Annotated in this window: 18 protein-coding genes, 1 tRNA gene and 1 pseudogene; 13 read left to right on the forward strand and 7 right to left on the reverse strand. The window is 60.2% G+C overall.

Annotated elements, in window-relative coordinates; genetic code table 11:
* Window positions 1–66 precede the first annotated feature (66 nt).
* From FBZ97_RS24345 to FBZ97_RS24360, 4 genes are all read right to left on the reverse strand, one after another.
* Window positions 67–318: a DUF982 domain-containing protein gene (locus FBZ97_RS24345; protein WP_069611230.1), complete on the reverse strand. Its 252-nt coding sequence runs from the start codon at window positions 316–318 to the stop codon at window positions 67–69.
* A 73-nt stretch (window positions 319–391) separates the two neighbouring features.
* Window positions 392–640 carry a DUF982 domain-containing protein gene (locus FBZ97_RS24350; RefSeq protein ID WP_113351266.1) on the reverse strand — a complete coding sequence of 83 codons (249 nt, stop codon included), beginning with the start codon at window positions 638–640 and terminating at the stop codon, window positions 392–394.
* A 276-nt stretch (window positions 641–916) separates the two neighbouring features.
* Window positions 917–992, reverse strand: a tRNA-Thr gene (locus FBZ97_RS24355).
* Between the two features lie 137 nt (window positions 993–1,129).
* On the reverse strand, window positions 1,130–2,089 hold the full coding sequence (locus tag FBZ97_RS24360; protein WP_145322356.1) for a nitronate monooxygenase family protein: 960 nt from the start codon (window positions 2,087–2,089) through the stop codon (window positions 1,130–1,132).
* 380 nt (window positions 2,090–2,469) lie between these two features.
* Here FBZ97_RS24360 and FBZ97_RS24365 point away from each other — a divergent pair, with 380 nt between their 5' ends.
* A complete protein-coding gene (locus FBZ97_RS24365; protein WP_145322358.1) occupies window positions 2,470–3,717 on the forward strand; it encodes a hypothetical protein in 1,248 nt (415 codons plus the stop codon).
* 24 nt (window positions 3,718–3,741) lie between these two features.
* On the opposite strand, the gene ppk2 is transcribed toward FBZ97_RS24365, so the two are convergent.
* Entirely contained in the window at window positions 3,742–4,623 is an 882-nt protein-coding gene (ppk2, locus tag FBZ97_RS24370; RefSeq protein WP_145322361.1) for a polyphosphate kinase 2, read from the reverse strand.
* 273 nt (window positions 4,624–4,896) lie between these two features.
* Here ppk2 and phoR point away from each other — a divergent pair, with 273 nt between their 5' ends.
* From phoR to FBZ97_RS24410, 8 genes are all read left to right on the forward strand, one after another.
* On the forward strand, window positions 4,897–6,123 hold the full coding sequence (gene phoR / locus FBZ97_RS24375) for a phosphate regulon sensor histidine kinase PhoR (protein ID WP_246661836.1): 1,227 nt from the start codon (window positions 4,897–4,899) through the stop codon (window positions 6,121–6,123).
* A 184-nt stretch (window positions 6,124–6,307) separates the two neighbouring features.
* The gene (locus FBZ97_RS24380) at window positions 6,308–7,342 is read left to right on the forward strand and encodes a substrate-binding domain-containing protein (RefSeq protein WP_145322365.1); all 1,035 of its coding nucleotides are present in this window, start codon (window positions 6,308–6,310) and stop codon (window positions 7,340–7,342) included.
* A 62-nt stretch (window positions 7,343–7,404) separates the two neighbouring features.
* A complete protein-coding gene (gene pstC / locus FBZ97_RS24385; protein ID WP_145322367.1) occupies window positions 7,405–8,886 on the forward strand; it encodes a phosphate ABC transporter permease subunit PstC in 1,482 nt (493 codons plus the stop codon).
* A 29-nt stretch (window positions 8,887–8,915) separates the two neighbouring features.
* Entirely contained in the window at window positions 8,916–10,217 is a 1,302-nt protein-coding gene (gene pstA / locus FBZ97_RS24390; RefSeq protein WP_145322767.1) for a phosphate ABC transporter permease PstA, read from the forward strand.
* Window positions 10,218–10,232: 15 nt separating this feature from the next.
* Window positions 10,233–11,048, forward strand: a complete 816-nt coding sequence (gene pstB / locus FBZ97_RS24395; RefSeq protein WP_113332018.1) for a phosphate ABC transporter ATP-binding protein PstB — start codon at window positions 10,233–10,235, stop codon at window positions 11,046–11,048.
* Window positions 11,049–11,098: 50 nt separating this feature from the next.
* The gene (gene phoU, locus FBZ97_RS24400; RefSeq protein ID WP_015338719.1) at window positions 11,099–11,812 is read left to right on the forward strand and encodes a phosphate signaling complex protein PhoU; all 714 of its coding nucleotides are present in this window, start codon (window positions 11,099–11,101) and stop codon (window positions 11,810–11,812) included.
* Between the two features lie 31 nt (window positions 11,813–11,843).
* Window positions 11,844–12,527, forward strand: a complete 684-nt coding sequence (phoB, locus tag FBZ97_RS24405) for a phosphate regulon transcriptional regulator PhoB (RefSeq protein ID WP_004128368.1) — start codon at window positions 11,844–11,846, stop codon at window positions 12,525–12,527.
* Window positions 12,528–12,641: 114 nt separating this feature from the next.
* A protein-coding gene (locus FBZ97_RS24410; protein WP_145322369.1) for an IS630 family transposase occupies window positions 12,642–13,590 on the forward strand; the annotation gives its coding sequence in 2 pieces (ribosomal slippage) (window positions 12,642–12,977 and window positions 12,979–13,590; 948 coding nt in all).
* 73 nt (window positions 13,591–13,663) lie between these two features.
* Here the strand turns inward: FBZ97_RS24410 and FBZ97_RS24415 are convergent.
* Window positions 13,664–14,191 carry a GcrA family cell cycle regulator gene (locus FBZ97_RS24415; RefSeq protein WP_069611239.1) on the reverse strand — a complete coding sequence of 176 codons (528 nt, stop codon included), beginning with the start codon at window positions 14,189–14,191 and terminating at the stop codon, window positions 13,664–13,666.
* Window positions 14,192–14,615: 424 nt separating this feature from the next.
* On the opposite strand from FBZ97_RS24415, the gene FBZ97_RS24425 reads away from it, so the two are divergent.
* From FBZ97_RS24425 to FBZ97_RS24435, 3 genes are all read left to right on the forward strand, one after another.
* Entirely contained in the window at window positions 14,616–15,815 is a 1,200-nt protein-coding gene (locus tag FBZ97_RS24425; protein ID WP_113332020.1) for an aspartate aminotransferase family protein, read from the forward strand.
* A 72-nt stretch (window positions 15,816–15,887) separates the two neighbouring features.
* Complete coding sequence (argF, locus tag FBZ97_RS24430) at window positions 15,888–16,805, forward strand: ornithine carbamoyltransferase (RefSeq protein WP_069611241.1); 918 nt, start codon at window positions 15,888–15,890, stop codon at window positions 16,803–16,805.
* Between the two features lie 48 nt (window positions 16,806–16,853).
* On the forward strand, window positions 16,854–17,843 hold the full coding sequence (locus tag FBZ97_RS24435; RefSeq protein WP_145322371.1) for an Hsp33 family molecular chaperone: 990 nt from the start codon (window positions 16,854–16,856) through the stop codon (window positions 17,841–17,843).
* Window positions 17,844–17,862: 19 nt separating this feature from the next.
* Here the strand turns inward: FBZ97_RS24435 and apaG are convergent, their stop codons facing one another.
* Complete coding sequence (gene apaG / locus FBZ97_RS24440; RefSeq protein WP_113332090.1) at window positions 17,863–18,255, reverse strand: Co2+/Mg2+ efflux protein ApaG; 393 nt, start codon at window positions 18,253–18,255, stop codon at window positions 17,863–17,865.
* A gap of 609 nt (window positions 18,256–18,864) precedes the next feature.
* Here apaG and FBZ97_RS24445 point away from each other — a divergent pair.
* A pseudogene (locus FBZ97_RS24445) lies at window positions 18,865–19,545 on the forward strand (DNA helicase); the annotation flags it as partial.
* Window positions 19,546–19,573 lie beyond the last annotated feature (28 nt).

Raw genomic sequence — 19,573 nt, forward strand, 5'->3', positions numbered from 1 at the left:
CCGGCCTATTGGCGAGGAGCTTCCCGCCTGCATTTGAACACCGGCCGATCATGGACCGATGCAGGCTCAATCCTCGAAAATAAAGATGTCGCCTTCCTGCAAAGCCGCGATGAAGGCCTCCCTGGCTTTCTCCGCGTCAAGCTTACCCTCATGCGCGTCCAGCAGCGCTTTTCTGGCGGTCCTGTAGGCTTGCCCGTCCTCGAGCGTCGGCCACTCCTTCGCCATGTATTCCATGGCGCGTTCCGCATTCGATATCACCAGCCGGTCGCCCGTTTTGCGGGTCTCGACGATTACGGGTTTGCTCCACCATTGGGCCATGAGGTTTCTCCTTCCGCGGTCAACGTGCCGTTGGCTGGAATGTTCCGCAGCCCCGTCGGCCGGATCCGCGCCGTCACGACAGCAAGGGAACTCCCGCTTCGGCCGCTGCGGCAATGAAGGCGACGCGCGCTTCCTCAGGCGCTCGCCAGCCGCGCTGGACGTCGATGCAGATGAGCAGTGCCGACAGAAAGCAGTCGCCTTCCTCCGAAGGCCAGTCATCGAGAAGCGTCTTCCAGACTTCCTCGGCGGTGCCTACGGACTTCGCTTCACCGGAACCGTTGCGAATGACGCGGATGGGAGAGAAGTGCGGCACGATGTTCATGATAGCAGACTCCGTCAAGGCAGAGGCTGTTTTGGCCCTTTTGCCACTGGGCGCGCATTTAACTTTCTTAATCCGCCGGCCGCTTTGAGGCATATGTGATCAATCTTCGCCCGCACGCCTGCGATATCAGCAAAATCGCGCCTGAGTGGGGCGCTGACCAATCACGCCAGGATCGATAATTCTCGCGGCAAATTGGTCGACAGCGCGGGCGAACTTGCTGAGGATTGGCGATGCCTGGAATGGAGCTGAGGATATTCGGGCAGTAGACGGGATAAATGGTGCCGCTTACGTGACTCGAACACGTGACCCCATCATTACGAATGATGTGCTCTACCGACTGAGCTAAAGCGGCATTCTGCGGAGCATTCGGTTCGGCCCCGCGATTTGCATGGCGCTGATACAGTCTATGTGGCGAGATTTCAAGCGCTCAAATTGCCAATTGGCAAAAAAGCGAGATGCTTGTGAAAAAATACCGCCTTTCGCGTCCGATCAAAGTGCCAGTCGGGCGCGTGCCAGTCGGTATTCTCTCTCAAGCCTGTCGACGAGGGCGGATACGGGCTGGATGGATTTGACGGCGCCGATACCCTGGCCGGACCCCCAGATATCCTTCCAGGCCTTCACGCCGGTCGTGGCGGCCTCGAAATCCATCTTGGAAGGATCGGCCTCGGGCAAATTGTCCGGATCGAGGCCGGCTGCGCGAATGGAGGGCTTCAGATAATTGCCGTGAACGCCGGTGAAATAATTGGAATAGACGATATCGGCGGCGGAACCTTCGACGATCGCCTGCTTGTAGGCGTCAACCGCACAGGCCTCCTCCGTCGCGATGAACGGCGAGCCGATATAGGCAAGATCAGCTCCAGCAGCCTGCGCCGCCAGGATCGCGCCGCCCGTGGCGATGGCGCCGGCCAGGAGCAGCGGCCCATCGAACCATTCGCGGATTTCCTGCACTAGCGCGAAGGGTGAAAGCTGGCCGGCATGGCCGCCGGCGCCGGCAGCAACCGCAATCAGCCCGTCCGCACCCTTGCGGATCGCCGAATTGGCATGGCGGTTGTTGATGATGTCATGCAGTACGATGCCACCATAGGAATGCACGGCGGCGTTCACCTCGGGTACGGCGCCGAGCGAGGATATGACGATCGGCACCTTGTATTTCACGCAAAGCATCAGATCGTGCTCGAGGCGTTTGTTCGACGTATGGACGATCTGATTGACCGCAAATGGAGCTGCCGGACGGTCCGGATTTGCGGCATTGTGTGCGGCAAGGTCCTCTGTGATCATGGCAAGCCATTCGTCGAGCTGGCTTTCCGGGCGTGCATTCAGCGCCGGAAAGGAGCCGACGACGCCGGCCTTGCATTGCGCGAGCGTCAAGGCGGGGTGCGAGATGATGAAAAGCGGCGAAGCCACAACCGGCAGGCGCAGGTGCTCGGTCAGGATGGAGGGGAGGGCCATGAACATCATCCTTTTTGACGTTTACGAAAACGTCAAAGGGGATAGCAGATGTCTATCGAGAGGGGAAGATGGTGAAAGAGGCAGGGAAAGGCAGTAGGCAGTAGGCAACAGGCAACAGTAATAGCGCTTGACCGCCCCGGTCCGATACCTTCGCCCACTGCCCACTGCCCACTGCCCACTGCCCACCGCCTACTGCCTCACCTCCACCCCATTTGCGTCGTCTTTGCTGTTTATCCCCGCCCGAGTGCCCTTAACCCAAGGCGGAGGCTTGCGTATTGCAGAACGGGGCGTTACCGAATCCGGTTAACGATTGATGAAAATATGGCTGCCTTATCGGTAGAGTATGCGCGTATGTTGCGAGTGAGCGTAAAGGATCGGATGTGAGCGGATTAGAAACGGCTATCAGAAGCGCCTTGGATCGGTCTGATCGCGCCAATCCGGAAATTCGCGCTCGCATCTATCAATCGGCGCGTCAGGCTCTGGAAGCCGGCCTTCGCAAGCAGGACATTACCGATATCAACGTCATTGCCGCCCAGCGTCAGCGTCTGGAGGCGACGATCCGCGAGATTGAGGCCGATGAACGCGCCCGCCCCATGCAGGCGATGCCGGTTTCACCGGAGCTGGATGCTCCGCATGTTTCTCCTTCCGTACCCAGGTCCGATGCAAGGCAGGTAGCGGCACGACCGCAGGAGCCCGTCATGAGCGTGCGCGGAGAAACACGCGATCCGCCAACGTCGGCAGGCCCGGCCGTTCCGCCCGAGCCGACCTCGACCGAGCTGGCTGCACGTGAAGACGATTTCGGCGATATGCGCGCCGGCCCCGCCGATCATCTCGGGGCGGACAGTGATGTGCGTCCGACGGCTGATGCGCCGCCGCCGCGGTCGATGAATTTCAAGCCGGAGCGGGCGGCCGTGCGCCGCAAGCCGCGCAAGTTCTTCTCGCGCCTGCTCGTCTTCTGCATTCTGCTGGCCTTCCTCGGCGTCGGTGCCTGGTGGATCAAGACCTCGGGCTTGCTCATGTCTGCATCCCAGAGGGATACGAGCGTGCCCAATCCGCCGGCGCATGTCGATTCGCAGGATTTCAGCGGCAACAGCAACGATGACGATACCTCGGACCAGGACGACAATAGCGGTCCGGTCAATCCGGGCCTTGCGACCATCGATCCGCAGAACAGCTTCTCCGCGGAATGGTTGGAGGTATTGAAGCCCACCGACGCGCCGAAGGTGACGACCGGCTCGCAATCGAAGGCCGAGAATGTATCGGAAAACGAAGGGCCGGCCGTGAGGCTGACCTCGCTTAGCAGCGGTCCGGACGGCAGTGGCTCGGTCGAGGTGCCCGTCAATGTGTTGCAGCAGATGGCCGGCAAGGCTTCGACGGTCGCGCTGACATTGCAGTCCACCTCGGATGCGCCGACGCAGATCACCGTGGAATGCGATTTCGGTTCTCTCGGTCGTTGCGGCCGGCACCGTTTCACCGTCAGCCGGCAAAAAACGGATTCGTTGTTCCAGGTCAAGTTCGATCGCGCCATGGCGCCGACGGGTTCGGGACGCCTCATGATCAACAGCGATGTCGATGGCAAGGCCCGCGGCATCAATATCTACGCCATCCGCGTCCTGCCCGGGCAATAACCCCGGGGCGATGCCTCGACCTCGTCAGGCAAGGATATCCGATCCCATGCCGAGAATCTTGTCGTCGACCTTGCCGATGGCTTCCTTGTCCTTGCCGTCATAGTCGAGCGTCAGCAGAATGTGACGGATAAGATTTAGGCGTGCGCGCCGCTTGTCGTTGGCGCGGAGGACAGTCCAGGGTGCGTGGTCCGTATGCGTATCCTTCAGCATGCGGTCGCGCTTCTCGCTATAGTCCTTCCATTTCGGCAGGGCGGCGATATCCATCGAGGAAAGTTTCCAGACGGCGCGCGGATCGTGGCGCCGGTCGTGGAAGCGCTTCAGCTGCATCTCCCGGCCGATATCGAGATAGAATTTGAAGAAGTAGATGCCGTCCTGGACGATGAGCTTTTCCATCCTTGGGGCCTGCTTTAGGAACTGCTCGTATTGCTGCGGCGTGCAGAAGCCCATGACCGGCTCGACGCCGGCGCGGTTGTACCAGGAGCGGTCGAAGAGCACGAATTCGCCGGCCGTCGGGAACTGGGCGACATAGCGCTGAAAATACCATTGCCCGGCCTCGCGATCCGTGGGCTTCGTGAGCGCCACCACGCGCGCCAGACGAGGGTTCATATGGGCCGAGGTTGCGGCGATCGAGCCGCCTTTGCCGGCCGCGTCACGCCCCTCGAAGAGCGCCATCACTCGCTTGCCGGTCGCCTGCAGCCAAAACTGCACCTTGATGAGTTCGATCTGCAGCGTTTTCAGCTCGTCGAGATATTCGTCTTCCTTCAGCTTCTTCTTGTAGGGATAGCCGCCCGAGGTCAGCGCCTCGTCTTCGACCCAGCTCGGCAGGACGGGGTCATCGACATCGAATATGCGCTTGATGCCATGGATATCCAACTCAACTGCCCGGCTTTCTGTCTTCTCCCCCATATGTCGGCTCCTCGGCTGTTTACACGGCGTTAACCCTACCGCTGGCAGCGGCAAAAAAGCTTGGCCAGGAAACTGGAGCTTTTGTTCAATAGTTTCAAGCCCTTTACTGCTGCCCTCCTTTGCCGGCTACATTTATTTTTGTCAGTTACTGGCTTCTGTGGATAGAGCCGAATACTTCTGTCATGAATCGCAGATAAGACGCGGAATCCAGCGTTCCATGATGGCAGGCGAAGGACGGCGCAGTTGGAAGACGAATGGTCATTTGTCAGGAAGTTGGCAGTTCGGCTGCGGCAGGAGAGCGCCATCCTGGTTCTGGCGACGCTGATTGCCGCACTCGCCCTGGTCGAAGGCATCAATACCGGCGCCGTATTCTGGATCTGGGCGATTGTCATGATCGTCACACTGCTTCGCCCGCCGCTCGTCGAGCGGGTAGAGGTGCCGTCACAGGCCGAGGCGCCGCCCGTCGATGCGCAAGCCCTGTTGCGCACCGCCTTTGCTGGACTGGCGGCACTCGATATGCCAGTGCTGATCATCGACCGCGAGGCATCAGTGCTGGTGCAGAACATGGCCGTCGAAAAAGCCTTCGGTGCCTTTCCGATCGGCGCACATATTTCCTCCAAGCTGCGCTCGCCGGGTCTGCTCGACATGGTGCGCGAGACCATCGCGACCAATACGCCGAACCAGATCGAGCATTCCGAGCGCCTGCCTTCGGAACGGGTCTATGTCGTGCGCATCGCGCCGATTGATCTGCCTGAGATCGACAGACAGGAAGATGCGCTCTTCCTGCTCTCCTTCCGCGACATATCGGAGCTGCGCCACATCGACCGCATGCGCTCCGATTTCGTCGCCAATGCCAGCCACGAATTGCGCACGCCGCTGGCGTCGCTGCGAGGCTTCATCGAGACGATTCAGGGACCTGCCAAGGCCGATCCGAAGGCGCAGCAGCGTTTCCTCGGCATCATGCTCGATCAGACGACGCGCATGAGCAGGCTGGTCGACGACCTCCTGTCGCTGTCGCGCCTGGAGCTGAAGTCGCATATCGCGCCGGATCAGAAGGTAGATCTCGTGCCCCTGCTCGGCCATGTGCGCGACTCCCTGTTGCCGCTGGCCGGGGATCTCGATGTCAGCATCAATCTGCATTTGCCGGCGGGCAAGGTGGAAGTATTGGGCGATCGCGACGAGCTGGTGCAGGTCTTCGAAAACCTGATCGAGAATGCCTGCAAATACGGCCAGGAAGGCAAGTCGGTCGAGGTTTCGCTGCTGAACGGTGCCGGCCAGGCCGTCGAGGTCGTCGTCTCGGACAAGGGGCCGGGGATACCCGCAGAACATGTGCCGCGCCTGACCGAGCGCTTCTATCGCGTTAACGTTGAGGATAGCCGGTCCAAGAAGGGAACCGGTCTCGGGCTTGCCATCGTCAAGCACATTCTGACCCGCCATCGCGCCAGACTGATCGTCAAGTCGGAAGTCGGAAAGGGAACCGACTTTACGGTTCGCTTCTGACAAGCTCTACCTGCCCCGGTTTAGGTGGCGATTTATCCAAATTATATCAGGCATATAGCCTGTCATAATTGTTTCACTCGCCTGACATAAAAGGGCGGTGTTTTCGCCAGTAAGAATGGACTGCTGAAAAAGTGGATGTGGCCTCCACCTCGGCGCTCTTCAAAGCTCATCAGGGGGATTCGTTGTGAATGCTTTGAAAATATCCATTCTTGCGCTGGTTGCATCGGTTGCCCTTGCCGGCACTGCAACCGCTCGCGATCAAATTCAGATCGCCGGTTCATCGACCGTATTCCCATATGCCAAGATCGTGGCCGAAACTTTCGGCGAGACCTTCACCAACTTTAAGACCCCGGTGGTCGAGTCCGGCGGCTCCGGAGCCGGCCTGAAGGAATTCTGCAAGGGTGTGGGAACGGATTCGATCGACATCGCCAATTCGTCGCGTCCCATCAAGGACAGCGAAGTCGCAGCCTGCAAGGCTGCCGGTGTCGCTGACATCCAGCAGGTCAAGATCGGCTATGACGGCATCGTCTTTGCTTTCGACAAAAGCAATCCGGATATCAGGTTCGAACCGGTCGATCTCTACAAGGCGCTTGCTGCCGAGGTCGTCGTCGATGGCAAGCTCGTCGCCAATCCTTATAAGAAGTGGTCTGAGATCAATCCATCGCTGCCGGATTTTGAAATCGCCGCCTATATTCCGGGCGAGAAGCATGGCACGCGCGAAGTTTTTGAAGAGAAGGTGCTTGCTGCCGGCTGCAAGGCTTCCGGCGCGGCCGATGTCATCAAGGCAGCATTCTCGGATGCCGCTCAGCAGGCGAAGAAATGCATTGCCGTGCGCAAGGATGGCGCCGCAGTCGATATCGATGGCGACTATCCCGAGACCTTGGCCCGCATCAATGCCAACAAGCATGGCATCGGCGTGTTCGGCCTGTATTTTTTCCAGAACAACGCCGACAAGCTGAAGGTCGCTACCGTCAGCGGTATCGTGCCCTCGGGCCAGACGATCGCCGATGGCACCTATCCGGTATCGCGGCCGCTGTTCTTCTACGTCAAGAAAGCCCATCTGGGTGTGGTCCCGGGGCTCAAGGAATATGTCGATTTCTTCACGAGCGATCAGATGATCGGACCGGACGGCCCGCTGGCGGAATATGGCCTCGTGTCGGCGCCGGATGCTGAACGCGACCAGATCCGCAAGGATTTCGCGGGCGGGAAGATCATGTGACTGCTGAAGGGTCGGGCACCGGGGCGGCCTTCCGCTGCCCTGGGGGGCGCCGGGGAATGGGAATGAGTGTATCGCTGCTGCTGCTCTGCTTGTCGGTCTTCGGCGCCTCCGCTTTCGTGCTGGGGCGGGTGAGGGCGGCTGCGCTGTCGGGTGGCAGGTCTTCGTCCATGCACTCCCGGCTCGGCTATCACGGTGCCTATGCCGCCATATGGGCGGTACTTCCGCCCCTGGCGCTCGTCTGCGCCTGGCTGATCGTCAGTCCCATCGTCATCGACCGCCTGGTGACCAAATCCTTTCCCGAGGAGGTTCAGTCTCTGCCGCCGGCTGAGCTCAATCTCAGCTACGGCATGGTGCGCAGCATCGCCCGCGGCATGCGCATGCTCGATAGCCAGGAGCTTGCCGATGTCGATGGCGGCAAGGCCGATCTTCAGTTGCTGCTGGCGCAGAAGGGCGTTCCACTCGCCGTACGCCCCACGGGCTACATGATCGAGGCCGCGAATAGATATAATGGCATGCGCGAATTGAGCCGCATGGTCATGGCGGCGGCGGCGATCGTCCTGTCGTTGCTTTGCGCGGCCCATGGCCTTCACGCGATTGCGCCGCGTTTTCGCGCCCGCAACCGGGTCGAGCAGGTCATCCTCGGAGCCCTGATCGTTGCCTCCTCCATCGCGGTGCTGACAACGGTCGGCATCGTCGTTTCCATGCTTTCGGAAGCGGCGCGCTTCTTCAGTATGGTGCCGGCCAGCGAGTTCTTCTTCGGTACCGTCTGGGACCCGCGCTTCACCGGCGCCGGCGCGCAGACCTCGGGCACCTTCGGTCTGATCCCGCTCCTGGCAGGCACGATTTATATCGGGCTTGTGGCCATGCTCTTCGCCGTGCCCATTGGTCTGTTTGCGGCGATCTACATGGCCGAATATGCCTCGGCTCGCGTCCGTTCCATCGCCAAGCCGATGCTGGAGGTTCTGGCCGGCATTCCAACGATCGTCTACGGCTTCTTCGCCCTTGTCACAGTCGGCCCCTTCTTGCGCGATATCTCCGCCGAGATCGACGGGCTGATGACCGGAAACTACAGAAGCTTCATCGAGGCGCAGAGCGTTTTGACGGCTGGCTTTGTCATGGGCGTGATGCTCATCCCTTATGTTTCGTCGCTGTCGGATGATATCATCATGGCTGTGCCGCGCTCGCTGCGCGACGGCTCGCTCGGGCTTGGTGCCACGCGGTCGGAAACGGTCAAGCGCGTGCTCCTGCCGGCGGCTCTTCCGGGCATCGTCGGCGCGCTGCTGATGACCGCGTCGCGGGCGATCGGCGAAACCATGATCGTGGTACTGGCCGCAGGCGTTGCCGCGCGCATGCAGCTCGATCCCTTCGAACCGATGACGACGGTCACGGTGAAGATCGTCAATCAGCTGACCGGCGATCTGGAGTTCACTTCGCCGCAGACGCTCGTCGCCTTCGCCCTCGGCATCACACTGTTCTGCCTGACGCTGTGCCTCAACGTCTATGCGCTCTACATTGTCCGTCGATACAGGGAGCAATACGAATGAGCGACGTCGTATCTTCCTCTCAGCTCAACATGCCGCGCGGTCTGACGCCGGGTGCGTCTGTACACCGCGATATCGGCATTAAGCGGCGCTATGCCGCCGAGCGTCGCTTTCGCGCCTATGGGATGACCGCCGTCATCTTCGGTCTCGTCTTCCTTATCATCCTGGTCTCGACCGTGGTCCGCACAGGCTATACCGCCTTTGTCCAGACTTCGATCACCCTGCCGATCGAATTCAGCGAGAAGGTAATCGACCCGACGGGTAAGCGCATGAACGATCCAAAGGTGCTGATCGCTGCCAATTACCCCGTACTGGTGCGCGATGCGTTGGTGAAAGCGCTTGGCATCGATCCGGCCAATCGCACGCTTGTACGCGAGGCCATGGCGATGATGTCGGACAGCGCCAGGATCGTGTTGCGCGACAGAGTCGTTGCCAACTCCTCTCTCATAGGGACGACACAGAACGTCACATTCCTGGCCAGCGCCAACATCGATTCCGCCAACAAGGGGCAGATCGATCTGACCGTCAGCGAGAAGGATCGCAAGATTTCCGACCGCCAGGTCGCATGGATGAAGCAACTCAGCCAAAGCGGCGCGCTTCATAAGGCCTTCAACAGCGGTCTCTTTCTGTCGGGCAATTCGAGCCGCCCCGAAGCGGCCGGGCTTGGTGTCGCGCTGATCGGCTCGCTCTACCTGATGCTGACCGTTCTCGTACTTGCCTTGCCGGTCGGCGTTGCTGCCTCGATCTATCTGGAAGAGTTCGCACCGAAGAACCGGCTGACGGATCTGATCGAGGTCAACATCAACAATCTCGCTGCCGTCCCCTCGATCGTTTATGGCCTGTTGGGTCTCTCGGTCTTCATCAACATGATGGGGCTGCCGCGCTCGGCATCGCTGGTCGGCGGCCTTGTACTGAGCCTGATGACGCTGCCGATGATCATCATCGCCACGCGCTCCGCCTTGCGTGCTGTGCCGCCGTCGATCCGTAGCGCCGCGCTCGGTCTTGGCGCATCGCGCATGCAGATGGTCTTCCATCATGTTTTGCCGCTCGCGATGCCTGGCATTCTGACGGGCACGATCCTAGGGCTTGCCCATGCGCTCGGAGAGACCGCGCCACTGCTTCTGATCGGCATGGTCGCCTTCGTTGCCAATTATCCGACATCGCCGCTCGATCCCTCGACGGCGCTGCCGGTGCAGATCTATATGTGGGCGAGCGAAGCCGAGCGGGCCTTCGTCGAAAGGACGTCCGGCGCCATCATCGTGCTCCTCTTCTTCCTCGTCGCGATGAACATCGGCGCCATCCTGCTGCGCCGCCGCTTCGAGCGGCGCTGGTAAGGGAGGGTGCACGAAATGAACATGATGACGGAAGCTGCCAGCGAAAGAGCCTTGGCCAAGAAGATGACGACGATCCCTTACAAGATGATCGGCCAGGACGTTTCTGTGTTCTACGGCGACAAGCGGGCGCTCTTCGACGTCAATCTGAAGATCCGCGCCAATACGGTCACGGCTCTGATCGGCCCTTCCGGCTGCGGCAAGTCCACCTTTCTGCGCTGCCTCAACCGCATGAACGATACGATCGAGACCTGCCGCGTCACCGGCAAGATCACGCTCGACGATCAGGATGTCTACGACGACAGCATCGATGTCGTGGAATTGCGCGCCCGCGTCGGCATGGTCTTCCAGAAGCCCAACCCGTTTCCGAAGTCGATCTACGAGAACGTCGCCTACGGCCCGCGCATCCATGGCCTGCATCGCTCAAAGGCCGATCTCGAGCATATCGTCGAAACCAGTCTGCAGAAGGCCGGTCTATGGGGTGAGGTGAAGGATCGGCTCCATGATGCCGGCACGAGCCTGTCGGGCGGCCAGCAGCAGCGCCTCTGCATCGCGCGCGCCGTTGCTGTCAGCCCGGAGGTGATCCTGATGGATGAGCCGTGCTCGGCGCTCGATCCGATCGCAACCGCCAAGGTCGAGGATCTCATCCACGAGCTTCGGGAGAATTTTACCATCGTCATCGTGACGCATTCCATGCAGCAGGCCGCCCGTGTCTCGCAGCGTACCGCAATGTTCCATCTCGGCCACCTGGTCGAGGAGAACGACACCGATAAGATGTTCACCAATCCCGACGATTTCCGCACGCAGGATTACATCATGGGCCGTTTTGGTTGATGATGGCAGGCGCGCGGCTCCTTTCACACAGTTCACTTGAGGATAGAAAAATGGTCTCCACTCACATTCTCTCAGCCTATGACGAAGACCTGAAGTTTCTGACGCGTCGCATTGCCGAAATGGGCGGCCTGGCCGAGCAGATGGTTAGCGACAGCGTACGCGCTCTCGTCAACAGCGACGCGGCCCTGGCCCAGAAGGTCATCTCCGACGACGTCGTTCTCGACCATGCCGAGCGCGAAGTTGGTGACAAGGCGATCGTCACCATCGCTCGTCGTCAGCCGATGGCAGCGGACCTGCGCGAAATCATGGGCTCGATCCGCATCGCCTCCGATCTGGAGCGCGTCGGTGATCTCGGCAAGAATACCGCAAAGCGCGTCATCGCCGTTCAGGGCACGGGCGTGCCGCGTCGTCTCGCTCGTGGCATCGAACACCTCTCCGAACTGGCACTGAGCCAGCTCAAGGAAGTTCTTGATGTTTACGCGACCCGCTCGCCCGATAAGGCCGTGTCGATCCGCGAACGCGACGAGGAAATCGACGCCATGTACACCTCGCTCTTCCGCGAGATGCTGACCTACATGATGGAAGATCCGCGCAACATCACCACCTGCACGCATCTTCTCTTCTGCGCCAAGAACATCGAGCGCATCGGCGACCATGCCACCAACATCGCCGAGACGATCTATTACATGGCGACCGGTGCTCAGCCGGAAGGCGAGCGCCCGAAGGACGATACCGCCAACACCGTCGGCGCAGTGACGGAATAATCTGGAAGCGAAGAAAGGAGACCATAGGCGCATGGTTCCGAGAGTTGCTGTTGTAGAAGACGAGGAAGCGCTTAGCGTTCTGCTGCGCTACAATCTTGAGGCCGAAGGCTTCGAGGTCGACACGATCCTCAGAGGTGATGAGGCCGAGCTGCGTCTCCAGGAGCGCATCCCCGATCTCCTGATCCTCGACTGGATGCTCCCCGGCGTGTCCGGCATCGAGCTCTGCCGCCGGCTGCGTATGCGGCCGGAGACGGAGCGCTTGCCGATCATCATGCTGACGGCTCGCGGCGAGGAAAGCGAGCGCGTGCGCGGACTTTCGACCGGCGCGGACGATTACGTCGTCAAGCCGTTCTCGACGCCGGAGCTGATGGCCCGCGTCAAGGCGATGCTGCGGCGTGCCCGCCCGGAGGTTCTCTCCACGGTGCTGCGTTGCGGCGATATCGAGCTGGACCGCGAAACCCATCGCGTCCATCGCAAGAGCCGCGAAGTCCGGCTGGGGCCGACAGAATTCCGCCTGCTGGAGTTCCTGATGTCCTCGCCAGGGCGCGTCTTCTCGCGTTCGCAGCTGCTCGACGGCGTGTGGGGTCACGATATTTACGTCGACGAACGCACGGTCGACGTCCATGTCGGCCGCCTGCGCAAGGCGCTCAATTTCTCCAATATGCAGGATGTCATCCGCACCGTTCGCGGCGCGGGCTATTCCATGGAAGCCTGAGCGGCTCGCCGCTCGGGTGTTACTAGAGCGTTTCCGATTTATCTGAATCGGAGGGATTCCGTTTTTGGGTGTTTTGTGATTCAAGATGCTGGCTGGAATGGAGGCCAGCATCGAATGACTCGACCCCTTTCCGATGATCTTCGCAAGCGTGTTGTTGATGCGATCGAGGCCGGTGAGAGTTGCCGGTCGGTGGCGGCGCGGTTCGGTATTGCGGTGTCTTCGGCGGTGAAATGGTCGCAGCGGTATCGTTCGAGCGGCTCTGTCGCGCCCGGGAAGATGGGCGGTCACCGCAAGCGTGTTCTGGAGCCGTACCGGGCGTTTATCGTGGAGCGGATCAGCCAAACGCCGCATCTGTCACTGCATGGGTTGAAGGAAGAGCTGGCCGCACGAGGGGTGAAGGTATCCCACGACACCGTGTGGCAATTCCTGCGACGCGAGGGGCTACGGTTCAAAAAAAACACTATTCGCCCTTGAGCAGGCGCGTGCCGACATTGCGCGGCGGCGACAGCGCTGGCGGTCCTGGCAAACTGGTCTCGATCCAAAGCGGCTGGTCTTCATCGATGAAACCTGGATCAAGACCAACATGGCGCCGCTTCGAGGCTGGGGGCCGAGGGGCAAGCGTCTGCGCAGCTTCGCCCCGCACGGCCACTGGCGCACCTTGACCTTCCTCGGCGCGTTGCGCTGCGATCGGCTTGCCGCACCCTGTGTCTTTGACGGGCCGATCAACGGCCAGTGCTTTCGAGCCTATGTCGAGCAGCAACTCCTACCCGTGCTCCAACCTGGCGATATCGTCGTGATGGACAACCTCGGCTCTCATAAATCAGTCGCCATCCGGCAGATGATCCGTGATGCTGGTGCGCGGCTCTGGTATCTGCCGCCCTATTCTCCTGACCTTAATCCGATCGAACAAGCCTTCGCCAAAATCAAGCACTGGATGCGCTTGGCTCAGAAGCGAACCATCGATGACACCTGGCGCTACATCGGACACCTCGTCACAACCATCGAGCCTAGCGAATGCAGCAACTACTTCGCCAACGCCGGATACGCTTCCGTCAAAACCTGAAAAGCTCTAAATAGCGGCGGAAATAGAAAAACGGGCCTCGAGGGGCCCGTTTCTCTTTGTCTTGCGGTAACTTTCAGCCGTTGTTGCGACGGCGGTCATGCACCGGCTGGTAGGCCATGCGCTGATGATAGGTGCAGTAGGGCGACGAATCCGGGCTGTCATTGCCGCAGAAGTGGAAGTCGTCCTTCAGCGGGTCCCCGACCGGCCATTTGCAGGTGCGTTCCGTCAGCTCCGTCAGGCCGAGGCGGCGGGAGATCGGAACGACGACGTTCGATGCCGGGCGATACTGAATTTCATTGACGGAATCGATCTCGATCTCTTCCTTCAACATGGTTGCACCCTGCTGGCGGGCGACCACAGTGCGGGTAGCGACGCGCGAGCCATAGGTCGTTGCGCGAGGAGCCGCGGCACTGCGCTTTGGCGTGCGCGCCGCGGTTGCCGTGCCGCCTGCCTTCGCTCGGCCAGGAAGGTTCAGGCGGTGCACCTTGCCGATAACGGCATTACGGCTCACGCCACCGAGCTGCGCAGCGATCTGGCTGGCGCTCAACCCTTCGGACCATAGCTTTTTCAGCTTCTCGACGCGTTCGTCTGTCCAATTCATGCCCTGTCTCCGCTGTCGCGTTTCCGATGGCAGAATCCCTCACCATTGCCTCGCATGGGAACGAGGCGCGAAACGCTCTAAAATTGTGGTGACTAGTTCCGCCGCATGCAGTCTAGCAATTGCTTTTTAACCTAGTGTGAGGCTGACTCCGTGACAAGAGTCGCGAGAATCTTGAGGAATCGATTTCGAGGTTTTCCCCAACTTGCTGCCTAGGCGTGGCATTTCTGCAATAGGCGCCGCCGAACCTATCTCTTTTGCCCGCAAGCGCTATCTCGCACCTGCTAAAACGCCAGTTTTGTTGACATCGCGATGCAAAACATCAATAGTGCCCGGGCCGCCGCAAGGCGGCATTTTTGATTTTTTCGGACCCGTTTCATCAAATCGAAGCGATCGGTCCTTAAAGTTGTGATCAGGAGATATGGCCATGGCCGAGACCACGCCGCTTTATGACACCTATATGCGCGCTCCGTTACGGTTCGAGCGAGGCGAGGGCGTCTGGCTGGTCACCGAAAATGGCGAGCGTTACCTCGATTTCGCGGCCGGCGTCGCGGTCAACTCGCTCGGTCACGCCCATCCTCATCTCGTCGCCGAGCTGAAGGCACAGGCCGACAAGGTCTGGCACCTGTCGAACCTCTACGAGGTGCCCGGTCAGGAGAAGCTGTCGAAGCGGCTGACGGAAGCGACCTTCGCCGACAAGGTATTCTTCACCAATTCGGGCGCCGAGGCGCTGGAATGCGCCATCAAGACGGCGCGGCGCTATCAATTCGCCAAGGGGCATCCCGAAAAGTTCCACATCATCACCTTCGAGGGCGCCTTCCACGGCCGCACCATCGCGACCATCGCCGCCGGCGGCCAGGAGAAATATATCGAGGGCTTCGGGCCTAAGGCACCGGGTTTTGACCAAGTGCAGTTCGGTGATCTCGATGCCGTGCGTGCCGCCATCACGGATGCGACAGCCGGGATCCTGATCGAGCCGGTCCAGGGCGAGGGCGGCATCCGTCCGGCCACCAACGAATTCCTGCGCGGGCTGCGTGAGATCTGCGACGAACACGGCCTGCTGCTGATCCTCGACGAAGTACAGTGTGGCGTCGGTCGCACTGGCAAGCTTTTCGCCTATGAATGGGCCGGCATCAAGCCTGATATCATGGCTGTCGCCAAGGGCATCGGCGGTGGCTTCCCGCTCGGTGCATGCCTTGCGACGGCGGAAGCCGCCTCAGGCATGAAGGCGGGCACCCACGGCTCGACCTATGGCGGCAATCCGCTTGCCATGGCGGTCGGAAATGCCGTTCTCGATATCGTGCTTGCCGAAGGCTTCCTGCAGCATGTGCGCGATGTCTCGCTGGTCTTCCGCCAGGGGCTCGCTTCGCTCAAGGATCGTTTTCCTGACATCATCGAGGACGTTCGCGGCGAAGGTCTGATGCTCGGCATCAAGGCGGCCATTCCGCAGGCAGAGCTACTGCAGGCTATCCGTGCCGAGCATCTGCTCGGCGTGCCGGCCGGCGATAACGTCATCCGCCTTCTGCCGCCGCTGGTCGTCACCGCCGAAGAAGCACGCGAAGGTCTTGCCCGCCTGGAGCGTGCCGCCGAGCGTGCGCGCGCTGCCCGCACCAAGAAATCGGCTTGAGTTCAACGCCCGCTGACGGGGCGTTCCTGCCCACGCGGGCGTTATTGTTTTTTCTGGAGCACAGGTAAGGACATGGCTTCTCCGAAACACTTTCTCGACCTCTCTGCCGTTCCGGCGGCCGATCTGCGCAACATCATCGATGACGCGATCGTGCGAAAGAGCGCGCAGAAGGCCGGCACTGCCGACAAGCCGCTCGCCGGCAAGATGCTGGCGATGATCTTCGAGAAGCCGTCCACCCGAACCCGCGTTTCCTTCGATGTCGGCATGCGACAGCTGGGCGGCGAGACGCTGTTCCTCTCCGGCACCGAAATGCAGCTTGGCCGCGCCGAAACGATCGGCGATACGGCCAAGGTGCTGTCGCGCTATGTCGATGCCATCATGATCCGCACGACCGATCATTCGCGCCTGCTGGAGCTGGCGGAACATGCGACGGTTCCCGTCATCAATGCGCTGACCGACGATACGCATCCTTGCCAGATCATGGCCGACATCATGACCTTCGAAGAGCATCGCGGCCCGATCAAGGGCAAGACGCTCGCCTGGACGGGCGACGGCAACAACGTGCTGCATTCGCTGATCGAAGGGGCCGCGCGCTTCGGCTATCGCATGAATATGGCGGTACCCCTTGGCTCCGAGCCGAAGGATCACTATCTGAACTGGGCCCGCAACGAGGGCGCCGAAATCATGCTCTCGCATGATGCAGACCGTGCGGTCGCCGGCGCCGATTGCGTGGTAACCGATACCTGGGTTTCCATGAATCAGGAGCACCGGGCACGCGGTCACAACGTCTTCCAGCCCTATCAGGTCAACAAGGCTTTGATGGCACAGGCCGGCAAAGACGCTTTGTTCATGCATTGCCTGCCCGCCCATCGCGGAGAGGAAGTGACGGACGAGGTGATCGATGGCCCGCAATCCGTTGTCTTCGATGAGGCGGAAAACCGCCTTCATGCGCAAAAGTCGATTCTTGCTTGGTGCCTGGGCGCGATCTGAAGATATTAAACCGCGTCTCAAGGGCGCGGGCGCAGTAGGAGTAAAGCAATGGCCGAAAATGCCGCCTCGCTGGGTCAGTTCGATTTCGCCGGTGACGATCATGTCGTTCCCTTCCAGGTGGAAGGTTTGGACGTGCGCGGCCGTGCCGTACAGCTCGGTCCGCTGCTGGACGCGATCCTTGCCCGGCATGACTATCCGACGCCGGTTGCACGCCTTCTGGCCGAGGCCATCGTCCTGACCGTCCTGCTCGGCACGTCGCTGAAATTCGAAGGCAAGTTTACCGTACAGACCAAGAGCGACGGTCCCGTCGACCTTCTGGTTGCCGATTTCACGACGCCGGAAAACGTTCGCGCCTATGCCCGTTTCGACGAAGAAGCACTGGAAAAGGCAGTTGCCGAAGGCCGGACCGAGCCGGAACAGCTGCTCGGCAAAGGCGTCCTCGCCTTCACCATCGATCAGGGCCGTTTCAGCCAGCCCTATCAGGGCATTGTCGCGCTTGATGGCGCCTCGCTCGAGGAGATTGCCGGCACCTATTTCCGCCAGTCGGAGCAGATCCCGACGCGCGTGCGTCTGGGGGCGGCAGAACTTTTCGACCGTGATGAGAACGGCAAGCCGCGTCACCGCTGGCGGGCCGGTGGCCTGATCGCGCAGTTCCTGCCCGAAGCGCCCGAGCGTATGCGTCAGCCGGACCTGCATGGCGGTGACGGAGATACCGGCGTGCGCGATCATGTCGAAGACGATGCCTGGGCGGAGGCACGCAGCCTGGTGGAAACCATCGATGCCGATGAGCTGACGGATCCGCAGGTTGGCACCGAGCGCCTTCTCTATCGCCTGTTCCACGAGCGTGGCGTACGCGTCTACGAGCCGAAGGCCGTCTATGACCGCTGTTCGTGCTCGCGCGACAAGCTGAAGGGCGTCTTGAAGGGCTTCACGGCCGAGGAGATCGAGGCCAGCCAGGACAATGGCGAGATCGCCGTCACTTGTGAATTCTGCTCCACGACGTATCGCTTCGAAGTGTCGGAGATAGAGGCGGCCTGATGTTGCCGATTTTGGCGGCTCAGTTCAGCGTGCGCAACAGGTTGGGCGTGTCCAGAGAAAAGGCGGGGATCTTGACATGGAATTGCTCCCCGTCGTCCGTTTCCATCTGGTAATGGCCGAACATCATGCCTGACGGCGTATCCAGCGGGCAGCCCGATGAATATTCATAGGTATCGCCGGGTTTCAGATGCGGCTGCTCGCCGACGACGCCCGGCCCCGTCACCTCATCCACCATGCCGTTCATGTCGGTAATGTGCCAGTAGCGCGTCACCAGCTTCACGGCCTTCTTCGAATGGTTGGATATGACGATGCGGTATCCCCAGACATAGCGATCGTCGTCCGGATCGGATTGCTCCTCCAGATAAAAAGGTTCGACGACAACCTCGATGTCGCGTGTTAGGGCGCGATACATGCCTGATACCTTGCCACTGCCCTGAAGCGCCGAGCGCTTCTCCAAGCCTCACTGCCGCTTCAGCATTTCCACATTCGCGGCATATTATCCGCATTCCACCACCCCCGCCAAGAGCGGGATATCTAGCGGTATCCTATAACCAGCCCGCTCCGTCAAGGAACGGCGTGATGAAAACTTGCGTGAACGGGTAGAGCCTTCCCAGCATTTAGCTATTACAGCTAATAACAAAGGTTAACGAGACGTCGAAAGAAGTATCTCAAATCGTCTGTCATTTGGTATTCTCTGACATGAAGCCTCTCTCCACTTTTGGTGAGAAGAAACGCTTGCCGCAGCCAAAGGTGCACTTGTAGGTTGCCCGTCATATCTGCAGCCCGCCGATCAAAATCTCCAGCTCATATAATTCCTCATTTCATCTTATGTTCCCTGGGGGGTGTGACCGCAATTTTCATCGGAAGGCATTTCGGCTATCATCTGATTCTGGCATGGCCCGTGCCTCCCCCCTCCATTCGGGAAAGTATATTTCATGCGGGGCCGTCGATATCAAAACCGACTGTTTGAGCGCCTGGCATAAGGAGGGGTTGCGGTCATTGCTCGCAATAGGAGGTTTAGATGAGGCTTTCTGCCCCTGTTTATCATTTAAAGCGCAAGGCTAGGCTCCTGTCTCGCCAGCAGAAAATCCCCTTGCACGCCGCGCTGGATCGCGTCGCGGCTGGCGAAGGCTTTGCGGGCTGGAGCTTGCTCGTAAGCAAAACGAGCTCAGCTGTGCCCATCGGTGAGCTATATTCGCGTCTGAGCCCGGGCGATCTGGTGCTGATCGGCGCGCGGCGCGGTCATGGCAAGACCCTAATGAGCTTGCGGCTCGCCGTCGAAGCCATGAAGGCTGGCAATCGCGGTGTTTTCTTCACGCTGGAGGACACGGAAAAGGTCGTCCTGGACCGTTTTCCGGTGATCGGTGCCGATTATGCGGAATTTGCCGATCTGTTCGAATTCGACAATTCAGATGCCATCAGCGCCGATTATATCGTCGAGAGGCTGGCCGGTGCGCCGCGTGGCACGTTGGCGGTCGTCGATTTTCTGCAACTGCTCGATCAGAAGCGGGAAAAACCGGAGCTGATGATCCAGGTCCGGGCGCTGAAGGCGTTTGCGCGCGCCAGAGGCGTGATCGTCGTCTTTGTCTCGCAGATCGACCGTTCCTATGATCCGGCGCTGAAACCAGTGCCCGATCTCTCGGATGTTCGCCTGCCGAATCCGCTGGATCTCAAGCTGTTCGATAAAATGGTCTTTCTGAACAACGTCTGGTTGAATTCAAGGCCGCTAG

The organism is Rhizobium sp. ERR 942, assembly GCF_007828395.1.
GTDB lineage: Bacteria > Pseudomonadota > Alphaproteobacteria > Rhizobiales > Rhizobiaceae > Rhizobium > Rhizobium dioscoreae.

What these genes read in the sequence shown, in the direction of transcription:
- pstB (WP_113332018.1), top strand. Translation starts at nt 10,233, where the DNA reads ATGAACATGATGACGGAAGCTGCCAGCGAAAGAGCCTTGGCCAAGAAG.
- ppk2 (WP_145322361.1), bottom strand. Translation starts at nt 4,623, where the DNA reads ATGGGGGAGAAGACAGAAAGCCGGGCAGTTGAGTTGGATATCCATGGC.
- phoB (WP_004128368.1), top strand. Translation starts at nt 11,844, where the DNA reads ATGGTTCCGAGAGTTGCTGTTGTAGAAGACGAGGAAGCGCTTAGCGTT.
- FBZ97_RS24425 (WP_113332020.1), top strand. Translation starts at nt 14,616, where the DNA reads ATGGCCGAGACCACGCCGCTTTATGACACCTATATGCGCGCTCCGTTA.
- apaG (WP_113332090.1), bottom strand. Translation starts at nt 18,255, where the DNA reads ATGTATCGCGCCCTAACACGCGACATCGAGGTTGTCGTCGAACCTTTT.
- FBZ97_RS24360 (WP_145322356.1), bottom strand. Translation starts at nt 2,089, where the DNA reads ATGGCCCTCCCCTCCATCCTGACCGAGCACCTGCGCCTGCCGGTTGTG.
- FBZ97_RS24435 (WP_145322371.1), top strand. Translation starts at nt 16,854, where the DNA reads ATGGCCGAAAATGCCGCCTCGCTGGGTCAGTTCGATTTCGCCGGTGAC.
- pstA (WP_145322767.1), top strand. Translation starts at nt 8,916, where the DNA reads ATGCCGCGCGGTCTGACGCCGGGTGCGTCTGTACACCGCGATATCGGC.
- FBZ97_RS24345 (WP_069611230.1), bottom strand. Translation starts at nt 318, where the DNA reads ATGGCCCAATGGTGGAGCAAACCCGTAATCGTCGAGACCCGCAAAACG.
- FBZ97_RS24350 (WP_113351266.1), bottom strand. Translation starts at nt 640, where the DNA reads ATGAACATCGTGCCGCACTTCTCTCCCATCCGCGTCATTCGCAACGGT.
- FBZ97_RS24415 (WP_069611239.1), bottom strand. Translation starts at nt 14,191, where the DNA reads ATGAATTGGACAGACGAACGCGTCGAGAAGCTGAAAAAGCTATGGTCC.
- pstC (WP_145322367.1), top strand. Translation starts at nt 7,405, where the DNA reads ATGAGTGTATCGCTGCTGCTGCTCTGCTTGTCGGTCTTCGGCGCCTCC.
- phoU (WP_015338719.1), top strand. Translation starts at nt 11,099, where the DNA reads ATGGTCTCCACTCACATTCTCTCAGCCTATGACGAAGACCTGAAGTTT.
- argF (WP_069611241.1), top strand. Translation starts at nt 15,888, where the DNA reads ATGGCTTCTCCGAAACACTTTCTCGACCTCTCTGCCGTTCCGGCGGCC.